Here is a 19,361-nt window from a genome sequence, read left to right on the forward strand (position 1 = left end):
AGTAAGCGCATGGCCTGGTACCTCGTCGAAATCCGCTATGTCCAGGAGAAGCTGGCCGACGTCCGGCCGCGGCACCGGGACTACCTGAAAGAGCACGTCGAGGCAGGCCGCGTCGCGGTGGCCGGTCCGCTCGCCGACAACTCCGGCGGGCTGGTGCTCTGGCAGGCCGAGGACGAGGCGGCGCTGGCCGAGCTGATCGACAACGACCCGTACGCGCTCGAAGGCGTCGTGGCCGAGCGCAGCGTCCGCGAGTTCAAGCCGCTGCTCGGCGACTGGGTTCCGCCGCAGAACTAAAGCTCCAGGACGGCGGGCCCGCGGTCGACGCAGATCCGCACGCGCCCGCCGTCTTCGGCCGCCACCTCGCAGGTGCCGCAGAAGCCCTGGCGACACGAGTACGGCACGTCCGGCAGCACCTCGCGCACCACGTCGAGCGTGGAGCGGTCGGCAGGAACGTCGAGGGTGCGGCCGCTGCGCCGCAGCACCACGCGGAACGGTTCGCCGTCCACGATCGGCGGCGGCGAGAACCGTTCGAAGTAGACCGCGGCCGCGCCCGTGCAGGCCAGGTCGACGCGGACGCCGGTGATCATCGGCACCGGGCCGCAGCAGTACACCGACGCGCCCTCGGGCATTTCCTCCAGCAGTTCCGCGCCGGACGCCGGGATGCCGAACTCCGTGTCCGGCCGGATCCGCACTCGCTCGGCGGGAAGTTCGTCGAGGAACGGCATCGATTCACGAGAACGGCCGGTGTAGACCAGCCGCCAATCCGCGCCGATCTCCTGCGCACGGCGCACCATCGGCAGGATCGGCGTGATCCCGATTCCGCCCGCCACGAAGTGATACGCGGGTGCGGCGACGAACGGAAAAGCATTGCGCGGCCCGCGCGCGGTGACGCGAGTTCCGGCGGTGAGCGCGTGTACCTCGGCGGACGCGGAACCGATGTGCCGCACGGCAATCCGGTAGTGCGACAGGTCCGAAGGCGAACCGCACAGGGAATACTGCCGCACTGTTCCGGAAGGCAGGATGAGATCGATATGCGCGCCGGGACGCCACGCGGGCAGCGGTGTCGAGTCCGGCCGCACGAGCCGAAGACTCACCACGCCGTCCGCTTCGGCGCACACGGCGTCGACGACCAACGGCAGCCGACGGTCGACCTCTTGCACCGGCGGACGCCGTCGACCGGAAACCTCGGCCAGCTTTCGATAAGCCGCGCCGACCGCGACCAAAGTGGACATCAGCCGGTCGCGCCTGCCGCTGCCGTCGAGTCTGGGCGGGAACTGCGGTGCGGTCATCGCGGAGCGTCGGCGGCCTTGGCCGCGGGCGAACTCGCCAGGTACGCCACCGCCTGGTCGGTGTTGCCGGTTTCGGTGGGGTGATACGACTTCCGGAAGTACGGCCGGATCTCGTGCAGCAGTTCGCGCGGTCCGGGCAAGAAGCCTTGCCGGGCGGCGCGCCGGTAGGCCCGCCAGCTGGTGCGGCCGGGACGCGTCGGGTCGTTCTTCATCAGGAACCGGGTGCCGCGCAGGAAAATCCACGCCAGCACCGGCGTCACCACGAGCATCGAACGCACTCGGCGACCGTAGCGGCCGTCGAGGTGGCAGAACAGGTCGTAAGCCACCGACCGGTGCTCGACCTCCTCCGCGCCGTGCCAGCGAAGGAGATCCAGCATCGTCGCGTCCGCGCCGGCCGCGTCGAGTTCCTTCGCGTCGAGGATCCACTGGCCGAGAAACGCCGTGTAGTGCTCGATCGCCGCGACCAGCGCGAGCCGTTCGATCAGCCATTCCCGGCTCGATCCGGGCCGGTCGCCGAGCAGCCGCCGGAACATCCACTCCATCTGCGCGATGTAGGGCCGCACGGAAACCCCGGCGGACTCGAGGTGTTCGGCCGCGCCGTCGTGCGCGACGGCGTGCATCGCCTCCTGGCCGATGAACCCGAGCACGTCCTCCTTGAGCCGCTCGTCGCGGATCAGCGGGACGGCCTGCTTGAACACCTCGACGAACCAGCGTTCGCCCTCGGGCAGGGCCAAGTGCAGCACGTTGATGCTGTGCGTGGCCTGCGGCTGCCCGGGAATCCAGTGCATCGGCAGCTTCGACCAGTCGAACTCCACGTCGCGCGCGTGGAGCACGATCTGTTCGTGGTCGGCACTCATGACCGGCCGCTCAGCTCGTAATCGCTCGGCTCGACGCGCCGCGTCTCCAGCCAGTACCGCCAGGTGAAGCCGGGCCAGATGGTCCGGTTGACGCCCTTCGCGTCGAGGTACCAGCTCTTGCAGCCGCCCTGGGTCCACACGCCCTTGACCAGCTTGTCCTGGATCTGTTCCTGGAATTCGTCCTGCACCGACGGCCGCACGTCGAGTGCCGCCGCGCCGCGGGAATCGGCCAGCCGGATCGCGTCGACCACGTAGCGGGACTGCGATTCGATCATGAACACCACGGAGTTGTGGCCGAGCGCGGTGTTCGGGCCGAGCAGGAAGAACAGGTTGGGGAACCCGGACACGGTGATCCCCTTGTGCGTCTGGATCCCTTCGGTGGCCCAGGTTTTCGCCAGATCGCGGCCGCCGACGCCGGTGATGTCGAGGTACTCCAGCGCGTCGGTCACCTTGAAGCCGGTGCCGTAGATGATCGCGTCGACCTCGTGCTCGACCCCGGCGGTGTCGACGACGCTGTGCGCGCGGACCTCGGCGACACCGTCGGTGACGACATCGACGTTCGGCCGGTCCAGCGCGGGGAAGTAGTCATTCGACAGCAGGACGCGTTTGCAGCCCATCGTGTAGTCGGGCGTGACTTTCCGGCGCAGCGCGGGGTTTTTGATGCCCTTCGCGATGTGCCTGCGCGCGAGGATTTCGGCGGCCTGCATGAGTTTCGGGTGCCCGTTGAACCCGATCGCGCGGGATTCGAGCATCCAGTACAACGCGTTGCGGTACAGCCGCTGCGTGCCCGGAACGCGCTTGAACAACTGCCTGGCCCAGCCCGGCATCGCGTGGTCCGGCTTGGGCATGATCCACGGCGGCGTGCGCTGAAACAGCGTCAATTCGCCGACCTCGGGCGCGATCTTCGGCACGAACTGCACCGCGCTCGCGCCGGTGCCGATCACCGCGACCCGCTTGCCCGCCAGGTCGAACTCGTGGTTCCACTGCGCCGAATGCCAGGTCTGGCCCTTGAACTTGGCGATGCCGGGCAGTTTCGGGATCTGCGGGATGTGCAGTCCGCCGACGCCGGCGACGAGGAACTGCGCGGAAAACTCGGTGCCGCCCTTGGTTTCCACCGTCCAGCGGCGTTCGCCCTCGTCCCAGTGCGCGCCGGTGATCTCGGTGCCGAACCGGATCTTGTCGCGCAACCGGTACTTGTCGGCGACGCCCTTGAGGTAGTCGAAGATCTCCGGCTGCGGCGAGAACGACCGGCTCCAGTCCGGGTTCTGCGCGTAGGAGAACGAGTACATGTGCGACTGCACGTCGCACGCGCAGCCCGGGTACGAGTTGTCCCGCCAGGTGCCGCCGACCTCGTCGGCCTTCTCCAGGATCACGTAGTCCCGGATGCCCGCTTTTTCGAGCTGGATCGCCTGGCCGAGCCCGGAAAACCCGGTGCCCACGATCACGACCTTGAACCGCTCGGTCATCTTGTCGGCCTCCGCTGCGCTGGGGGTCTGGCAGCGTTGATGTTACCTCAGGTAACAGTTACTTCAAAGTACTTCCTACTCGCCAGTACCACTCGGCAGCCGATAGACCACCAACGTCTGCTCCGGACGCTCGGCCACGTGTAACGCGGCGTGCGTCGCCGTCACCACGCCGAGCCTTGGATGCCGAAAGCGCTTCTGACCTGCGTGGCTGAACTGGATTTCGTAGTGCGGCCACCACTCGCGCACCTCGGGGCTCGCCTCGGTCAACTCGGCCACCAGCCGGGTCACGCGCGGGTGATCGGGATGGCGTCCGGCGATCGCGCGCAGCCGGGCCAGGATGTTGCGCGCCTCCTGCTCCCAGTCGACCAGGACCTCCCGGGCGGCGGGCTCGGTGAACATCCAGCGGACGACGTTCGCGCCCGGCTCGATGTTCCGGAACAGCTCCGCGGCTGCGTCGTTGTACGCGAGCAGGTCGTAGCAGATGCCGGTGACGTACGCGGGGTTGTCGCCCAGCATCGCCGGGACGCCCGCGACCTCGGGCGCGGCTTCCTCGGGCGCGTCCTCGGCGGTGGCTCCGCCATCGGCGAGCCGGCGCAGGTGTTCCTGCTCGGCGCTGGTCAGCCGCAGCGCCCGGGCCAAGGCGTCGAGCACCTGGTCGGACGGACGGACGTCGCGGCCCTGTTCGAGATAGGTGAGCCAGGTGGCGCTGATCCCAGCCAGCAGAGCCAGTTCTTCGCGGCGCAATCCGGGGGTGCGGCGGCGTCCGGTGACCGGCAGGCCCGCGTCGGCCGGGGCGATCCGCTCGCGGCGGCTGCGCAGGAAGGTGCCCAGTTCGACGCTCACCCTAGAACCTCCAGTACCAGAATAACGCGATTCTGGATACCAGCTTAACGGCGCGCGAGGCTGGGTCCTATGCGAGCTTGGAATGTCGACGCGCAAGGCCTGCGTCTCTCTGAACTGCCGGAACCCGCTCTCCAGGGCGGTGGCGTCGTCGTGGAGGTGCTCGCCGCGCACGTCCCGGCCTACACGAAGGCGGTGGTGACGGGCGGGCGCGGCGGCCTGCCGGTCCCGCTGGTCCTCGGCTCCTCGTGCATCGGACGCGTGACCGACGTCGCGCCGGACGTCTTCCACGTCGCGCCGGGCGACATCGTGCTGGACACAGCGCTGCTCAACGCGGGCGACGGCGACGAGATCCTGGTCGGCTGGGTCGGCCTCGGCGCGGCCGGCCGCAACGAGCGCACGGACCGCATGCACGAGGTGTGGCATGACGGCACCTTCGCGGAGAAAGCGTTGTGCGCCAAGGAAACGATGATCAAGCTGCCCGGTGCCGAGAATTACCCGGACCCGGCGCGGCTGGCGTTTCTGCCGTGGCTCTGCGTTGCCGCCGCCGGCCTGCACACCGCGGGTCCGCTGGCCGGACGCGACGTCGCGGTGATCGGTGCGACCGGTCAGATGGGCGGCGCGGCCGTGCTGCTGGCGCTGGCGGAAGGCGCGGCGACGGTGACGGCGGTGGGCCGCAACAAAGTGGCACTCGACCGCTTGGCTGAACTCGATCCGCGTGTGCGCACCCACCAGCTGACCGGCGATCGCGCGACGGACGCAGCGGCGATCGGCCCGGTGGACGTAGCCCTCGACGCTCTCGGTGCCACCCCGACGGCGGACGCGACGATGGCCGCCTACGACTGCCTTCGGGTGCGCGGCACGCTGGTGCTCGTCGGCGGCGTACGTCAGGACCTGACCATTCCGTACGGCGAATTCATGCACCGCAGGCTCACCCTGCGCGGCTCCTGGATGAGCGACGACGAGACGGTGCGGACGGTGTGGAACCTCGTCCGGTCAGGCGCGCTGGACCTCTCCGCCGTCGAACTCCTGAAGGTGGGCCTCGACGATCCGGAATCCGCTCTCGACCTGGCGGAAGGCACTTCCGGACTGAGCTTCGTCGCCCTCGTGCCCTAGTAGACGCCGCCGAGTTTCGAGTGGTCCCAGCTCGCGATCTTCGTCGGACGCAGGATCAGCCCGACCCGCTTGGGCGCCTGCCGTTCGATGAAGGTCCGCAGCTCGTCAGGAACCGGCGCGCCCGGTTCGGCCCCGGAGTAGCGCATCATCAGCGCGATCCCCATCGCCGTGACCTGCTCGGTGTCCTCGACGAACTCGACGTCCGCCTCGAAGGAGAGCCCGCGCAGCTGGTCGTACGAATCGCCGCTTTCGATCAGCACGGTCGCCTCGGGCAGCCGGCGCAGGTTCTTCGCCTTCTGCGAGGTGCCGTAAGTCCACGTCGCGACCCCGCCCTCGTGCGGGTAGTACCAGAGGGCGGTGAGGTGCGGCCTGCCGTTCGGGCCGACCGAGGCCACGTTGATGACCTTCTGCTCGGCCAGGTAGGCCTGCACCTCGTCCGGCTTCATCCGGATCTGGTCGCGACGGGACATGACGCTCCTCAGCTGCGCTTGGTGGCCGCGCGTCCGCCGTGGCCGGTGACCGAAGCTTCGAACGCGCCGCGCTCCTCGACGTCCTTCAGCGCGGCCCGGTCCGCCGCAGGCACCCGCGTCCGCGCGCCGAGTTCGACGATCGGCGGCAGGAACGAGCGCAGCAGCTTCAGGCCGCCGACCCAGCGTGGCACGTGGATCGTCCGCGCGCGGCGCAGAATCCCGGCCTCCAGGTCGTCGAGCGCGACGTCCAGCGGGTACGTCTTGCCGAGCAGGCCCGGCATCCCGGCGCGCAGCTTGCCGAACACCGGGTGCGCGTCGGCGCTTTCGACCAGGTCGGTGCGGATCCAGGTGGGGTGCGCGACGCCGACCTTCACGCCGAGGTGCGCGACCTCCGCGCGGAGGCTGTTGCAGAACGCCTCGACGCCCGCCTTCGCGGCGGCGTAGTTCGCCATGCCGGGCGCGTGCGTGATCGCGGCGAGCGAGGAGATGCCGAGCAGGTAGCCGCGGCGTTCGATGACGTGCGGCATCGTGACGCGGAACGTGCGCCACACGCCGAGCAGGTCGACCTCGATCACCCGCTCGAACGCGGTGCGGTCCACCGAACGCACGAACCCGGCGGTCGCGATGCCCGCGTTGGCGATGACGATGTCGATGCCGCCGAAGTGCTCGACCACGCCTTCGGTGACGCGCTCGAGGTCGTCCCAGCTGGTCACGTCGGCTTCCCAGGACTTCGCGTTCGGTCCGATCCGCTTGGCGACCGCTTCCTGTTCGTCGGCCTCGAGCCCGACGAGCGCGACCTTGGCTCCGCGCGCGGCGAGCCGCTCGGCCAGACCGGCTCCGATCCCGCGAGCGGCTCCGGTGATGAGCACGACCTTGCCGTCGACCTGCTTCTGAGCCACGGTGCCCTCCTGAGCCGGTTTTGCCTGTCCGGAGGGCACCGTACAACAACCTACCCGCAGTAAGCTACTGTTCGGTAAGTATCAGTTCGACGCTTCGCCCAAAGCGGTGAGTTCGGCGTCGGTCAGGGTCAGCTCGACCGAAGCGAGCAGGTCAACGAGCTGCTCCGGGGTCCGCGCGCTGGCGATCGGCGCGGCGACGGTCGGCTGCTGGCGGAGCCACGCGAGCGAGACGCTGGCGACCGAGGCCTGGTGCGCGGCGGCCACCTCGTCCAGCGCGGCGAGCACCCGTTTGCCCCGGGCGTCGAGGTAGGCCAGCGCCCGCGGGGCACGCGGCGAGTCGCCCGGTTCGTCCTTCGAACGGTACTTTCCGGTGAGGAATCCCTTGGCCAGTCCGAAATACGGCAGCGTCGCCAGGTTCTCCTTGGCGACGAGCGGGGCCAGTTCTCGTTCGTAGTCGCGCTCGACCAGGTTGTAGTGCGGTTGCAGGGCAACGTATCGGGCGAGCCCGTTCCGGTCCGAAATGGACAATGCGGAGGCGAGCCGGTCCGGCTCGTAGTTGGAGGCCGCGATGTAGCGGACCTTGCCGTCGCGGACGAGCTGGTCGAACGCGCCGAGGGTTTCTTCCTGCGGGGTGTCGAGGTCGTCGATGTGCGCGTAGTACAGGTCGATGTGGTCGGTTCGCAGGCGCTGCAACGATTCGTCGACCGCCGCGGCGATGTTCTTCGCGGAGAGGCCGGGCCGCTGGTCTCCCCCGCCGACCTTGGTGGCGATGACGATGTCGTCGCGGCGGCCGCGCTTGGCGAGCCAGTTGCCGATGATCGTTTCGGAACCGCCCCCGCCGCCGTAGATGTTGGCGGTGTCGAGGAAGTTGCCGCCGGCCGCGGTGTACGCGTCGAGAACAGCGAATGACGTGGGTTCGTCCGCGGTGTTGCCGAAGACGTTGCAGCCGAGGTTGAGGCCGTGGATGTCCAATTCCGTGGTGCCGAGCTTCGTCATGCTTTCGAACCTAATCCGGCCGGGACGGGAGGAAAACCGGGTTCTCGCGCGTTGGGCGGGACATGGCTATCGAACTGGGCAAGCTAGGCGTGTGGCGGATGTCGACCGCGGTGGACAGCGCGTTCGCCGCCGAGGTGGAGGAACTGGGCTACGGCACGATCTGGCTCGGCGGGTCTCCCGGCGGCGACCTGGCGATCGTCGACGAGCTGCTGGCCGCGACCGAGGGGATCAAGATCGCCACCGGGATCGTCAACATCTGGGCCGACGCGCCCGAGGACATCGCGCGGGCGTTTCACCGCATCGAGGGCAAGCACCCGGGACGGTTCCTGCTCGGCGTCGGCGCGGGCCACCGCGAGCACACGCAGGAGTACAAGAAGCCGTACGCGGCGCTGGTCGACTACCTCGACGCGCTCGACGCGGCCGGGGTGCCCGCGCAGTCGCGCGCGCTGGCCGCACTCGGCCCGAAGGTGCTCGAACTCGCCCGCGACCGCACCGCGGCCGCGCACCCGTACCTGACCACTCCGGAGCACACCCGGGCGGCGCGGGAGCTCCTCGGTGCTGGAGCCGTGCTCGCCCCCGAGCAGAAGGTCGTCTTCGACACCGATCCGGAGCGGGCGCGCGAGACCGGCCGCAAGACGGTGCAGTTCTATCTCGGCCTGTCCAACTACACCGCGAACCTGCTCAAGCACGGCTTCTCCGAGGAGGACATCGCGGGGAAGGGCAGCGACCGGCTGATCGACGCGCTGGCCGTCCACGGCGACGGAAAAGCGCTGGCCAAGGGCCTGCAGGCGCATCTCGACGCCGGGGCTGAGCACGTCAGCGTGCAGTCGCTGGACGACGATCCGTTCCCTGCCTACCGGGCAATCGCGGCGGAGCTGCTCTGAATCGCTCCAGTCGGTTTCGTCTCGTGTGAGGTAGGACCGGTCGCCCCGGCCGGTCCACCTCGTACGATGCCGCTGTAGAAGCCAGTCGTCTCGAGGAGGAACCGATGCCCATCGCCACCCCCGAGGTGTACGCGGAGATGCTCGACCGGGCGAAGAAGGACGAATTCGCCTTCCCGGCCATCAACGTGACCTCGTCGGAAACCGTGAACGCCGCGATCCGCGGGTTCGCCGAGGCGGAGAGCGACGGGATCATCCAGTTCTCCACCGGCGGCGCGGAGTTCGCGTCCGGGCAGAAGGTGAAGGACATGGTTGTCGGCGCGACCGCGCTGGCCGAGTTCGCTCAGGTGGTGGCGGCGAAGTACGACGTCAACGTCGCGCTGCACACCGACCACTGCCCCAAGGACAAGCTGGACGGCTTCGTCCGCCCGCTGATCGAGATCTCCGCCGAACGCGTCCGGGCGGGCGGCCTGCCGCTGTTCCAGTCCCACATGTGGGACGGTTCGGCCATCGACCTTGACGAGAACCTGCAGATCGCGCAGGAACTGCTCGCCAAGGCCGCGGCGGCGAACATCATCCTCGAGGTCGAGATCGGCGTCGTCGGCGGCGAGGAAGACGGCGTCGAGGCGGAGATCAACGAGAAGCTGTACACCGCCGAGGGCGACTTCCTGAAGACGATCGACGCGCTTGGCGCCGGCGAAAAGGGCCGCTACCTGCTGGCCGCGACGTTCGGCAACGTGCACGGCGTGTACAAGCCGGGCAACGTGAAGCTCCGCCCGGACGTGCTCAAGGGCGGCCAGGAAGCAGCGGCGAAGAAGCTCGGCCTCGACGCCGGCTCGAAGCCCTTCGAACTGGTCTTCCACGGCGGCTCGGGCTCGCTCCCGGAGGAAATCCGCGAGGCGGTGTCCTACGGCGTGGTGAAGATGAACGTGGACACCGACACGCAGTACGCGTTCACCCGCCCGATCGCGGACCACTTCTTCAAGAACTACGACGGCGTGCTGAAGATCGACGGCGAGGTCGGCAACAAGAAGGTGTACGACCCGCGCAGCTACCTGAAGGCCGCCGAAGCGGGCATGGCGACCCGGGTGGTCGAGGCCACGCAGGCGCTTGGTTCGGCTGGCAAGAAGCTGGGCTGACGGATTTCCTGGCGGGAGGCCGTCTCGACTTGCTGTCGGGGCGGCCTTTCTGCTTGGTTCTGGAGTCGCAACGAGGGAGGAGCTCCATGACCTACACCGGAGTGGTGACCACTGGCGGCCCCGCCGACGTGCGGGAGACCAGTGGCCTGACCATCTCGAAAGTCTCAGTCGGCACGATCGACAACAACGCGTACCTGCTGCGCTGCCGAGCCACCGGGGAACAACTGCTGATCGACGCGGCGGCCGACCCGCAGACGCTGCTCGCCCTGGCCGGCGACGGCGGTCTCGCGTCCATCGTGACGACGCACCAGCACTGGGACCACTGGATCGCACTGGCGGAGGTCGCCGAGGCAACCGGTGCTCGCACCTATGCCGGGCGCGACGACATCGATGGGATCAAGGCCCGCATCGACGTCCCGGTGGACGACGGCGACACCATCCGGGTTGGCGAGGTCGAGTTGACGGCGCGGCATCTGGTCGGTCACTCGCCGGGGAGTATCGCGCTTGTTTACCGTGATCCGGAGGGGATTCCGCACCTCTTTACCGGCGATTCGCTGTTCCCGGGCGGGATCGGGAACACGGAGAAGGATCCGGCTCGCTTCGCGTCGCTGCTGAAGGATGTGGAGGAGAAGATCTTCGCGGAGTTGCCGGACGAGACGTGGTTCTATCCGGGACACGGCGGGGATTCCACGTTGGGGGCTGAGCGTCCGAAGCTTCCGGAGTGGCGCGAACGCGGCTGGTGAACAGGGGGGCCGTTCAGTATTTGCGGCGGCCCCGTCGTTCTCAGCCTCGATACCGAGAATCCTGTCGCGGCGGCAAGCTTCAACTGTCCGATCGCCAGAGCGCGGAGACCGGGACAGCCCAGATGCGGTCGCCCAACGGCAAAGTCTGGGAACCGGTGTGAACGACCAGACCGGTGATGAAGCGGCTGCCCAGCTTGTCCCGCAGCATCATCAGGTGTTTGGCGTGCCGAGCTGTCGGCGTGCTGGTCAGCTTGATTTCCAGGCCGGCCAGTTCTCCGGTCCGCCGGTCCTCCACGATCAGGTCCACCTCGGCTCCGTCACGGTCGCGGAAGTAGGACAGGTCGACGCTTCGCTCGCTCCACGTCGCCTGCTTGAGGACCTCGGTAATGACGAAGGTTTCGAACAGCGACCCTGCCGCTGTGCCGTCCGCGGTCGGGCTGAAGGTTTGCTCGCCAAGCCCACAGAGGTCGGCCGCGAGCCCCGTGTCCGTGACCACGATCTTGGGACGTCGCTTCGCCCGGTTCGTGATGTTGGTAGACCACGCGGGCAGCAACGTCACCAGGTGGAGGGCTTCGAGCAGCGCGACGTAATTCGACGCGGTTTCTCGGCCGACTTCGGCGTCGCCGGCGATGCCCGAGACGACGAGTTCCTGGCCTGTTCGGGCAGCCAGAAGGCGCAGCAGCCTGCGCAGCTCCGCCTCCAGCCGGACCTCGGCGACGGGGCGGAGCGCCTCCCGTGAAACGACGTCGTGAACGTAGGCTTCGAACCAGTTCCGACGTTGCCGTCCCGACAAACCCTCGGTGACGATCTCGGGATAACCGCCTTCCAGCAGCGTCCGGATCAGATCCGCGCGGGGCAGGGTTTCGGTTTTTCCCGGCCAGCTGGCCGGCTCGAACAGCAAGTCCAGAAAGGCCTCTCGGACGCCGAGCCGCTCGCCCATCGACAGCGGCCACAGCACCAGCCGTCCGGCTCGGCCGGCCAGCGTCTCCGACAGGCCTCGATCGGCGAGATAGTTGGTCGACCCGGTCAGCAGCAGCTGCCCGCGGGTGCGATCTTGGTCGGCTGCCTGCTTCACCGCGAGGAGGAACCCTCGTCCCGCTCTCTGGAACTCGTCGACGGCTGCTGGACGCGGCAAGGCCTCGACGAACCCGACCGGATCGTCTGATGCCCGAGCCAGAACGGCCTCGTCGTCAAAGCTGAACCACGCATGGCCTGGCAGGTCGAGCAGGTCTCGCACCAGCGTGGTCTTCCCCGTCTGCCGCGCCCCGCCGAGCAGCACGACCCGGAACGACGAAAGCAGCTCGGTCACCCTGGGGGCTGCGTTGCGCTGTACGAGGCTCATCACAGAGGCAGTCTAACCGACAAAACGCGGAACTTCTAACCGACAAAACGCGCTACCGGTAGGCCGCAGAACGCGGCACCTCGGGCGGACGACCGGATGTCACTTCGCACGGTGCACCTACCAATCCGTCACCGAGAGCACCGCCGGGAACTCCTCCGGGAAGTCATCCGTCCGTCGCCTGGGCAACTCGATCACGATCCCGTCCGTCGTGCGGGTCCACGGCAGTGGCCGGGAATGCCCGCCCAGCAGGCGGATTCGCGACCGGGTCCCGATCGGCACATCCCCCGGCACGAGGAGCCGGCCGTTTGGCCAATAGAGTGGGATCAGGTTGAACGCGCCGCTCGTCCGCGTGTAGCAGGTGTCGCCGTCCATGGCTCGGGTCCACGGCGTGGAACCGTAGATCGCGCGGCCGTTGATTCGCAGCCAGCGGCCCATGTCCAGCAGCCGCGAACTCATCCAATCCGCGATCGTGCCGTCCTCGCGGGGGCCGATGTTGAGCAGCAGGTTTCCGTTCTTGCTGACGACTTCGGCGAGCAGCCGGAGCAACTGTACCGAGGATTTGATCTTCGCCGGATCCTCGTTTTCGTTGTAACCCCACGACTTTCCGATGTTCAGGCAGGCTTCCCACGGATCCGGGCGCAGGACGTACTTCTTGTTGTCGCCCTCGACGGTCGCGAAATCCGCGTGCGAAGCTTCGAAACGGTCGTTCGCCAGTACGCTCTTCGGCCAACGGCGATCGGCGGCGTTGCGGTAGTAGTAGGACAGGATTTCGTCGCTGCGCCAGTCCCACGTCTTCGGCCGGAAGATCGGGCCGCCGCCGAATTCGTGGTAGCCCTGGCCGTCTGCCCACAGGATATCCGGATCGTAGTGGTCGATCAGGGTTTTCAGGTGTACGTGCTCGTATTGGGTCACGTAGTCGGCGACTGGACGGTATCCGGTATAGGGGATTTCCGCGCCGGTGTAAGGGTTTCTGGGGGCGGTGCCGAGCGCGGGGCTGTAGAACTCGCCCAGTGAGTAGTAGAGGCCTCGTTTGAGCCGGGTGTGCGCGGCGGCCGAGAAGAGTTCGCCGACCAGGTCGCGGCCGGGGCCCAGGCGGACGGAATTGCGGTCGGACGCGGTGTTGCGGAACAGCTGGAAACCGTCGTGGTGCTTGGAAGTCAGCACGAAATACCGGGCTCCCGCTTGTTCGAAAAGGCGTACCCAGGAGTGGGGGTTGTAGCGACGGGCGGTGAAGCGTGGGATGAACTGGTCGTACGCGAAATCCGCGCCGTAGGTTTTCAGGTGGTGGTCCCGAGTTCCGGTGCCACGCGCGGGATCCGTGACGTTCATGGCGTACAGGTACCACTCGGCGGCGTGTCTGGCGTCGCCCCAGGCTGCGGCTGAATAAGCGCCCCAATGGATGAAGATGCCGAATTTGGCCGACGGGTACCAAGGCGTCGCGGCGGGGGTGGCTCGCGCCGGTGTCGCGGTGAGTCCGAGCAAGCCCGCGGCTGCGAGCATGCTGCGGCGGCTGATTCCTGCCTGGTCCATGAATGCATCCACTCCCGTCGGCGGCGGCGGTCATCAGATGTCTTGGCCTTTCAGGGGTACCAGCTCGGCGAACGACCGGCAAGCGTCCTGTCTGGTCAAGACAGCTGTTCACAAGCATGAACACGACGGTTGGCCGATTGACGCGGTCGAATGCCGTTCTTATGGTCAGGTGAATACATCAGATCTATTGAAGGGTGGCCGCAATGGGTGCAGCGTGGGAAACCAGTCGGCGGACGGCGTTGCGCGGCGGGGTCGCCCTTGCGGCTCTCGCTGCCACCGCGGGGACCGCGTTCGCCGATCCGAAGCTGGGGCGACGGCTGCCGTTCCTGCTCGACATGGTCCAGAACAACCCGGGCGAACCGCTGTTTTCCAGTCGCTTCAACGATCCCGCGACATTGAAGAGCTACGGCTACGACGGTCAGGTGATCAACGAATTCACCCCGCCGCAAACCGCGATCACCTTCGAGACGTTCGACGAGCGTATTTTCCCCGCTGGCTCACCGGGTCGCGCCTGGGTCGAGGCCACCGCGAAGAAGATCGACGCGCACATCGCGCGAGCGCACGCGGCGGGCATCGCGGCGTATTTCTTCACCGACATCATCGTACTGCCGAAACGCCTGGTCGAACTGTACGGCGACCAAATCCTCGACAGCCAAGGCCGAATCAGCTTCGACCGTCCGCTCACTCAGCAGATCCACCGGCTGATGCTGCGCGAGATCTGCGCGCGTTTCCCCGGCCTGGACGGAATTGTCGTGCGCACCGGCGAGACGTACGTGCAGAACGTGCCGTTCCACACCGGAAACAACCCGATCACCAACGGTGCCACGAGCCACCTCACCCTGCTCGGCATCCTCCGCGACGAGTTGTGCGTACGCGCTGGCAAGCGGGTCTTCTACCGCACCTGGTCGACCGGCAGCGACAAGCTGACCAGCGACCCCGACTTCTACCGGCAGGTCACCGACCAGGTCGAAACGCACGAAAACCTGGTCTTCTCGATCAAGCACACCGAGAAGGACTTCTGGCGGACCATTCCGTTCAACCGCACCATCGGAGTCGGCAAGCACCGGCAGATCATCGAAGTGGAATGCCAGCGCGAGTACGAGGGCAAAGGAGCGTTCCCGAATTACGTGATCGACGGCGTGGTAAACGGTTTCGAAGAATTCCGCACCCAGCCGCGCACCGGTCCGATCGGACTCGCCGAGGTGGCCGACAATCCGATCATCGCCGGAATCTGGACCTGGTCCCGAGGCGGCGGTTGGCGCGGACCGTATCTGCAGAACGAACTGTGGTGCGACCTCAACACCTGGGTGATCGCCCGTTGGACCCGCGACACCGGCCTCGGCGAGGAAGGCGCGTTCACCGAATACGCGACGACGCGCCTCGGCCTGCACGGCGACCAAGTCCGCCGCTTCCGTCGGCTCGCGTTGCTCTCGGCGGCCGCCGTACTGCGCGGGCACTACAGCGTGGTGCACCCGATGACCAGGCTGATGTGGACCCGCGACCAGTTCCTCGGCGGCTCCGACAAGGATCTGACCAGCGATTACGCCGCGATCGTCGCCGCTGGCCGGGTCGAACCGGTGCTCGCCGAGAAGGCCCAGGCGGCCCGGATGTGGGACGAAATCGTCGCGCTGTCCGGCACGCTCCCGCTGCGCAATCACGCCGACCGGACGTACCTGCGAGTGTCTGCACGCTACGGCCAATCCTGGCATCGCGTCGTGCACCACGGCTGGGAAGTCATGCTGCGCGGTTACGCCGGCGCACACGACAAAGCCACGATGCGCTACCACCTCGCCCGCTACGACGCGGAATGGCAACGCTGGCAACGACTTGCGAAGACCGAACCCTCCTGCGCGACGCTGTACCAGCCGTACAGCTTCGGCCCGAAAGGTCCAGACGGCCTCTACAACGCCGATCCAAACCACGGCATCAAACCGGCGACCGACTATTACCGTCGCCTTCTGTCCAGTTAGGACTGGACGACGCCCCACCACAGAAAGTCCCGCGCTCGGGTAGTCGCGACCAGCCGTTGCCTGCTGAGCAACTCACGCTGTTCCTCTTGCTCAGCAGGGTCTTCCGGTGCAGGACGCGGCAGTTGGACGACCAGCACCGCGCGGAAGTCGAGCCCCTTCGCCCGGTGCACAGTCCCGACGTGCAGCCGATCTTCCGCCGCACCGACGTAGCGTTCGAGCGCACGCGTCGGCACGCCAGCGGATTCCAGGAACCGCCGACACTGATCGGCATCCGCATTGCTGAAGGTGATCAGTGCCGTTTCGCCGAGCGGAATTTCCAGCGCACGGACCGTCCCAGCCAACGCATCCGGAAGTTCGGCGGGCGTGCCAGTCCACGACTGCACGACGCCGCCCTCGTTGACCGAATCCGCGTCCCGCAGCGCAACTCCCGCCGCGCCGTCCAGGTCGTCGACCGCGTTGATCCGCCGGGCGAAGTCGAGAATGCTCGCGCGGTTGCGGTAGTTGACCTTGAGCACCTCGCCGCGCCCCTGGATCGGGATCCCGGCGTCGGACAACCGCCAGCCACCGGGATAGACCTGCTGCTGTCCGTCGCCGACGAGCAGCAGCTGGTTCGGTCCGTCGCCCGCGATCGTGCGCAGCAGCCGGAGGCCGGTCAGCGTCATGTCCTGCGCTTCGTCGACCACCACGGCCGCATAAGGCTCTTCGAGCGGCTGCCGTTCGAGTTCGGTGCTCGCCCGGGACAGCAGGTCGTGGAAGTCGTGCAACCCGTTCGCGGCCAGATTCTCCTCGTACGTCATGTACAGCTGCCAGACCTTCTCGCGCTGCCCGCGATCGAGCCGAAGCCCGCGCCGGGCCCGGTGGATGGACTGGTACTTCTCCAGCGTCCGGATGCCCTGGCCCTTGATGATGCGCTGGACCTCGGTCTCCCAGTAGTCGTAGTTCGGACCCAGCCGTTCCAGGGGTTCGCGGTGCTCCTTCCAGGCGCGCCCGAAAGCGTCCTTGGTCAGCCGCGAATGGGTGTTCAGCTCGATCCCGCGGCGCTTGAGGAACTCCCGTGCCCACGCGTGCAGGCTGATGAACTGCGCCCGGTCCGCCAGCTCCGGGGCCAGCCGCCGGAACGTCGTCTCGTTGACCGGCGGGAGCGTGCGCACGAAGGTCGTGAACAGCAGCGGACCGGTGCTTCGGCGGCCGACATGCCGCATCCGGTGCAGCGCGACCACCGTCTTCCCGGTCCCGGCCGGACCGCTGATCCGCGCCGGGCCGGAGTAGTTCCGCGCCGCCAGCGCGGCCTGGTCGGGATGCAGGAACGTCATCCACGTTTCGAACGGCCGCTCCACCGCCGCGATCAGCTGATCGTCCGCGACACTCTCCGCCGAGAGCAACTCGAACGACCCGGCTTCCTTCTCCGGCGCCGAGACCGTGAGCCACTCGTAGCCACGCAACCGCGCGGCGAGCCCGTCGGCGATCTTGGCGGCTTGCCGAACGGTCAGATGCACCGTGTCACGGCGGAAAAGCTGGTCCAGTTTGGCCGCGGGCAGCACCCAGAACGGCCCGGCGTCGCGCGGTCCCCGCGGAGACTGCGCGCCGACGATCGCGACCAGGGTCACCGCGCTCCGGGCGATGCGCTGTCCGCCTGGACCGGGCAGCCCGGCGAACCGCTCTTCCGCGTCCCGCGCCACCTCTCGCATCGTCGCTTCGTCCGGCGGCGGATCGGTGACAACAACTGCAAACACCCCGGCGCGGCCGATCAGGAAGGCGTCGGCGGTCCCCGGATCGCCGGTGCGCACCGCGAGGTGCCAGCCTTCGGCGGTCCGCTCCAGCAACCCGGTCAACGCGTTGCGCCGCAAGGGATCCCGGAACCGCTCCGCGATCAGGTGCGTGGCTTGCCGCTGGACCTGCCTGCGGGCATGCGCGCTGAGTGCCACGGAGCCCCCGCGTTACGCCGCGACCGCACGCCGCGAAGCCCACCACTCCTTCGCCGGACCGGCCCCAGCCCACAACGCGAACACCGCCGCCACCGCGACCAGCGCCGTCCAGTACGCCACCGGCGGCGCGGACTCCGTGTGCTGTTCCCCGAGCAGCCAAGGCCGCATCTGCGACTGCACCCAGAACGCGCCATACCCGAGCGCAGTCACCAAAACCGCGCCCGCCACCGCGGGTCGCGGCAGGAGGAAGGCCAGGTCCACCGCGAGCCCGACGGCCAGCAGATAGAACGGCACCGTCGACACCGGGAAGCCCAGCGCCAGCAGCAGCGGCCACATCACGCACCGGTACGCGACGTACGCGCCGGCCACGGTCAGCCCGGCCCAGCGCTTTCCGACGGTCTGGCGAGCGAGCACCAGGATCAGCGCCGAAACCCCGATGCCCCACAGCGGGTACACCCACTCCGGGATCGGCATCGTGAAGTGCACTACCGCGGCCCGGTCGACCGGGTGGCCGATCTGGTTGGCGGCGAAGGAAAGCAGCGTCGGCTCCGCCTCGGGCGTGCCGCGTTCCCAGGCACGCAGGCCGAGGATGCCGTACTCCTGCTGCCCGTTCGGGAAGAAGGTGTTCTCCAGGAAGAACGCCCACAGCGCGAGCAGCACCCCGGTGCGGAAGCGGCCCGGCGGGGACAGCCGCAGCCAGCCGAGCAGCACGCCTGCCTGCATGATGCCGGTGCCGAGGTACAGCATCATGTGCGACGGGCTCCACGCGGTCAGGTCGAGGCCGTTCACGCGGTGGTTGATCACGTCGAGCGGCGCGGCGACCAGGAACACGATCAGCCCGGCCTGCATGAGCCGCAGCGAGCGCCGGTCGCAGCCGAGACCGGTGTAGCTGTGGATCGCCACCAGCACGACGATGATCACCGTGCCGACGGTGTTGATCAGGTGCGGCGGGGCGAGGTCGTCGCGCAGCCACTTGAAGTGCCACGACATGTCCCACGACGACCCGACGAGCTTGAACGCGAACGCGGTCAGCCACATGCCGTAACAGAACCGCAGCACCCACGCCGGCGTCGGTGCCCCGGGTGCGCCGCGGTGCCAGTGCGTCGCGAAGAAAAGCCTGGTCTTGCCCACTGGTCCGCGCGGGACCGCGGGGCCGGCGACGTCTTCAACCGCCTTCGTCATAGGCGCCATCATTCCCTGCCGCAAGGGGACGCGGCGGGAGAAGGGGCAAAAACCGGGGTTCACCCCTACGGGTGGCGGATTTGCCCTCGCGCCGCCCGGCACGGCAGGGTGTCGGCCCATGATGCCGAAACGAGCTGTCGCCGCCGTGCTGATCGCAGCACTCGTTCTGGCCGGCGGAGGCGTGCTGACCAGCCTGTTCCTCTGAGCCGGGAGCATCGTGGGCACAATGGCGGCATGACGCACAACCTGCTGGGCCCCGAGCCCACGCTGCTGCCCGAGCACACCGAAGCGCAGGCCGCGCTCGATTCCGGGACGGACCCGTCCTCCGTGGCCGCCGAGCACCCCGACTACAGCGAGGCCTGGGCCACGCTCGCCGAACGCGCGCTCGCCGACGGCGAGACCGTCGCCGCCTACGCCTACGCCTACGCCCGCACCGGCTACCACCGCGGCCTCGACCAGCTTCGCCGCGCCGGCTGGAAGGGCTTCGGCCCGGTGCCGTGGGCGCACCGGCCGAACCAGGGTTTCCTGCGCGCGCTCGCGGTGCTCGGCACCGCCGCGGGCCGGATCGGCGAGTCCGAGGAGTACGAGCGCTGCAAGACCTTCCTCGCCGACTCCGACCCGGCCGCGGCCGAGGCGACCGGCCTGAAGTGACCGGCCTGAAGTGACCCCGCGCCGGTCGCGCCCCGGCGAAAACCCGGGCGCGACCGGGCCGGTTG

Annotated in this window: 18 protein-coding genes; 7 read left to right on the top strand and 11 right to left on the bottom strand. The window is 68.2% G+C overall.

The window, feature by feature from the left end; all coding sequences use genetic code 11:
* Positions 1-9 precede the first annotated feature (9 nt).
* Complete coding sequence (locus tag PUT80_RS25265) at positions 10-294, top strand: YciI family protein (RefSeq protein ID WP_037808820.1); 285 nt, start codon at positions 10-12, stop codon at positions 292-294.
* On the opposite strand, the gene PUT80_RS25270 is transcribed toward PUT80_RS25265, so the two are convergent.
* From PUT80_RS25270 to PUT80_RS25285, 4 genes are all read right to left on the bottom strand, one after another.
* The gene (locus PUT80_RS25270) at positions 291-1,289 is read right to left on the bottom strand and encodes a PDR/VanB family oxidoreductase (protein ID WP_275293703.1); all 999 of its coding nucleotides are present in this window, start codon (positions 1,287-1,289) and stop codon (positions 291-293) included. The two genes, PUT80_RS25265 and PUT80_RS25270, sit on opposite strands and share 4 nt — an antisense overlap.
* On the bottom strand, positions 1,286-2,146 hold the full coding sequence (locus PUT80_RS25275) for a metal-dependent hydrolase (protein ID WP_134727676.1): 861 nt from the start codon (positions 2,144-2,146) through the stop codon (positions 1,286-1,288). The genes PUT80_RS25270 and PUT80_RS25275 overlap by 4 nt, the downstream gene beginning before the upstream one ends.
* Positions 2,143-3,612: an NAD(P)/FAD-dependent oxidoreductase gene (locus tag PUT80_RS25280; protein ID WP_275293704.1), complete on the bottom strand. Its 1,470-nt coding sequence runs from the start codon at positions 3,610-3,612 to the stop codon at positions 2,143-2,145. Before PUT80_RS25280 ends, PUT80_RS25275 begins: the two co-directional genes overlap by 4 nt.
* Positions 3,613-3,687: 75 nt before the next feature.
* Positions 3,688-4,455 carry a helix-turn-helix transcriptional regulator gene (locus PUT80_RS25285; protein ID WP_275293705.1) on the bottom strand — a complete coding sequence of 256 codons (768 nt, stop codon included), beginning with the start codon at positions 4,453-4,455 and terminating at the stop codon, positions 3,688-3,690.
* A gap of 69 nt (positions 4,456-4,524) precedes the next feature.
* On the opposite strand from PUT80_RS25285, the gene PUT80_RS25290 reads away from it, so the two are divergent.
* Positions 4,525-5,568, top strand: a complete 1,044-nt coding sequence (locus PUT80_RS25290) for a zinc-binding dehydrogenase (protein ID WP_275293706.1) — start codon at positions 4,525-4,527, stop codon at positions 5,566-5,568.
* On the opposite strand, the gene PUT80_RS25295 is transcribed toward PUT80_RS25290, so the two are convergent.
* The 3 genes from PUT80_RS25295 to PUT80_RS25305 form a co-directional block, all read right to left on the bottom strand.
* Positions 5,565-6,038, bottom strand: coding sequence for a pyridoxamine 5'-phosphate oxidase family protein (locus PUT80_RS25295; RefSeq protein ID WP_037808811.1), 474 nt, complete (start codon positions 6,036-6,038; stop codon positions 5,565-5,567). The two genes, PUT80_RS25290 and PUT80_RS25295, sit on opposite strands and share 4 nt — an antisense overlap.
* 8 nt (positions 6,039-6,046) lie before the next feature.
* Positions 6,047-6,937, bottom strand: coding sequence for an SDR family oxidoreductase (locus tag PUT80_RS25300; protein ID WP_134664376.1), 891 nt, complete (start codon positions 6,935-6,937; stop codon positions 6,047-6,049).
* Between the two features lie 81 nt (positions 6,938-7,018).
* Complete coding sequence (locus PUT80_RS25305) at positions 7,019-7,933, bottom strand: aldo/keto reductase (RefSeq protein WP_275293707.1); 915 nt, start codon at positions 7,931-7,933, stop codon at positions 7,019-7,021.
* 62 nt (positions 7,934-7,995) lie between these two features.
* Here PUT80_RS25305 and PUT80_RS25310 point away from each other — a divergent pair, with 62 nt between their 5' ends.
* The 3 genes from PUT80_RS25310 to PUT80_RS25320 all read left to right on the top strand — a co-directional run bounded on the left by PUT80_RS25310 (position 7,996) and on the right by PUT80_RS25320 (position 10,696).
* On the top strand, positions 7,996-8,817 hold the full coding sequence (locus PUT80_RS25310; RefSeq protein WP_275293708.1) for an LLM class F420-dependent oxidoreductase: 822 nt from the start codon (positions 7,996-7,998) through the stop codon (positions 8,815-8,817).
* A 104-nt stretch (positions 8,818-8,921) separates the two neighbouring features.
* Positions 8,922-9,953, top strand: coding sequence for a class II fructose-bisphosphate aldolase (gene fbaA / locus PUT80_RS25315; RefSeq protein ID WP_037808805.1), 1,032 nt, complete (start codon positions 8,922-8,924; stop codon positions 9,951-9,953).
* Positions 9,954-10,039: 86 nt separating this feature from the next.
* Positions 10,040-10,696, top strand: coding sequence for an MBL fold metallo-hydrolase (locus PUT80_RS25320; protein WP_275293709.1), 657 nt, complete (start codon positions 10,040-10,042; stop codon positions 10,694-10,696).
* A gap of 79 nt (positions 10,697-10,775) precedes the next feature.
* On the opposite strand, the gene PUT80_RS25325 is transcribed toward PUT80_RS25320, so the two are convergent.
* Together PUT80_RS25325 and PUT80_RS25330 are read right to left on the bottom strand one after the other, a co-directional pair.
* Positions 10,776-12,038: an ATP-binding protein gene (locus PUT80_RS25325; RefSeq protein WP_037808801.1), complete on the bottom strand. Its 1,263-nt coding sequence runs from the start codon at positions 12,036-12,038 to the stop codon at positions 10,776-10,778.
* Between the two features lie 117 nt (positions 12,039-12,155).
* A complete protein-coding gene (locus tag PUT80_RS25330) occupies positions 12,156-13,568 on the bottom strand; it encodes an alpha-L-fucosidase (RefSeq protein ID WP_275293710.1) in 1,413 nt (470 codons plus the stop codon).
* Positions 13,569-13,771: 203 nt separating this feature from the next.
* Between PUT80_RS25330 and PUT80_RS25335 the strand changes: the two genes are divergently transcribed.
* Positions 13,772-15,538: a hypothetical protein gene (locus tag PUT80_RS25335; protein WP_275293711.1), complete on the top strand. Its 1,767-nt coding sequence runs from the start codon at positions 13,772-13,774 to the stop codon at positions 15,536-15,538.
* Here PUT80_RS25335 and PUT80_RS25340 read toward each other — a convergent pair.
* Both PUT80_RS25340 and PUT80_RS25345 read right to left on the bottom strand, forming a co-directional pair.
* Positions 15,535-17,463: a UvrD-helicase domain-containing protein gene (locus PUT80_RS25340; protein ID WP_275293712.1), complete on the bottom strand. Its 1,929-nt coding sequence runs from the start codon at positions 17,461-17,463 to the stop codon at positions 15,535-15,537. The genes PUT80_RS25335 and PUT80_RS25340 overlap by 4 nt on opposite strands.
* A 12-nt stretch (positions 17,464-17,475) precedes the next feature.
* Positions 17,476-18,645, bottom strand: a complete 1,170-nt coding sequence (locus tag PUT80_RS25345; RefSeq protein ID WP_275293713.1) for a hypothetical protein — start codon at positions 18,643-18,645, stop codon at positions 17,476-17,478.
* 234 nt (positions 18,646-18,879) lie between these two features.
* On the opposite strand from PUT80_RS25345, the gene PUT80_RS25350 reads away from it, so the two are divergent.
* Positions 18,880-19,296 carry a DUF3151 domain-containing protein gene (locus tag PUT80_RS25350; RefSeq protein ID WP_275293714.1) on the top strand — a complete coding sequence of 139 codons (417 nt, stop codon included), beginning with the start codon at positions 18,880-18,882 and terminating at the stop codon, positions 19,294-19,296.
* Positions 19,297-19,361: the final 65 nt, after the last annotated feature.

Origin of the sequence: Amycolatopsis sp. La24, assembly GCF_029087445.1 — a bacterium.
GTDB lineage: Bacteria > Actinomycetota > Actinomycetes > Mycobacteriales > Pseudonocardiaceae > Amycolatopsis > Amycolatopsis nivea.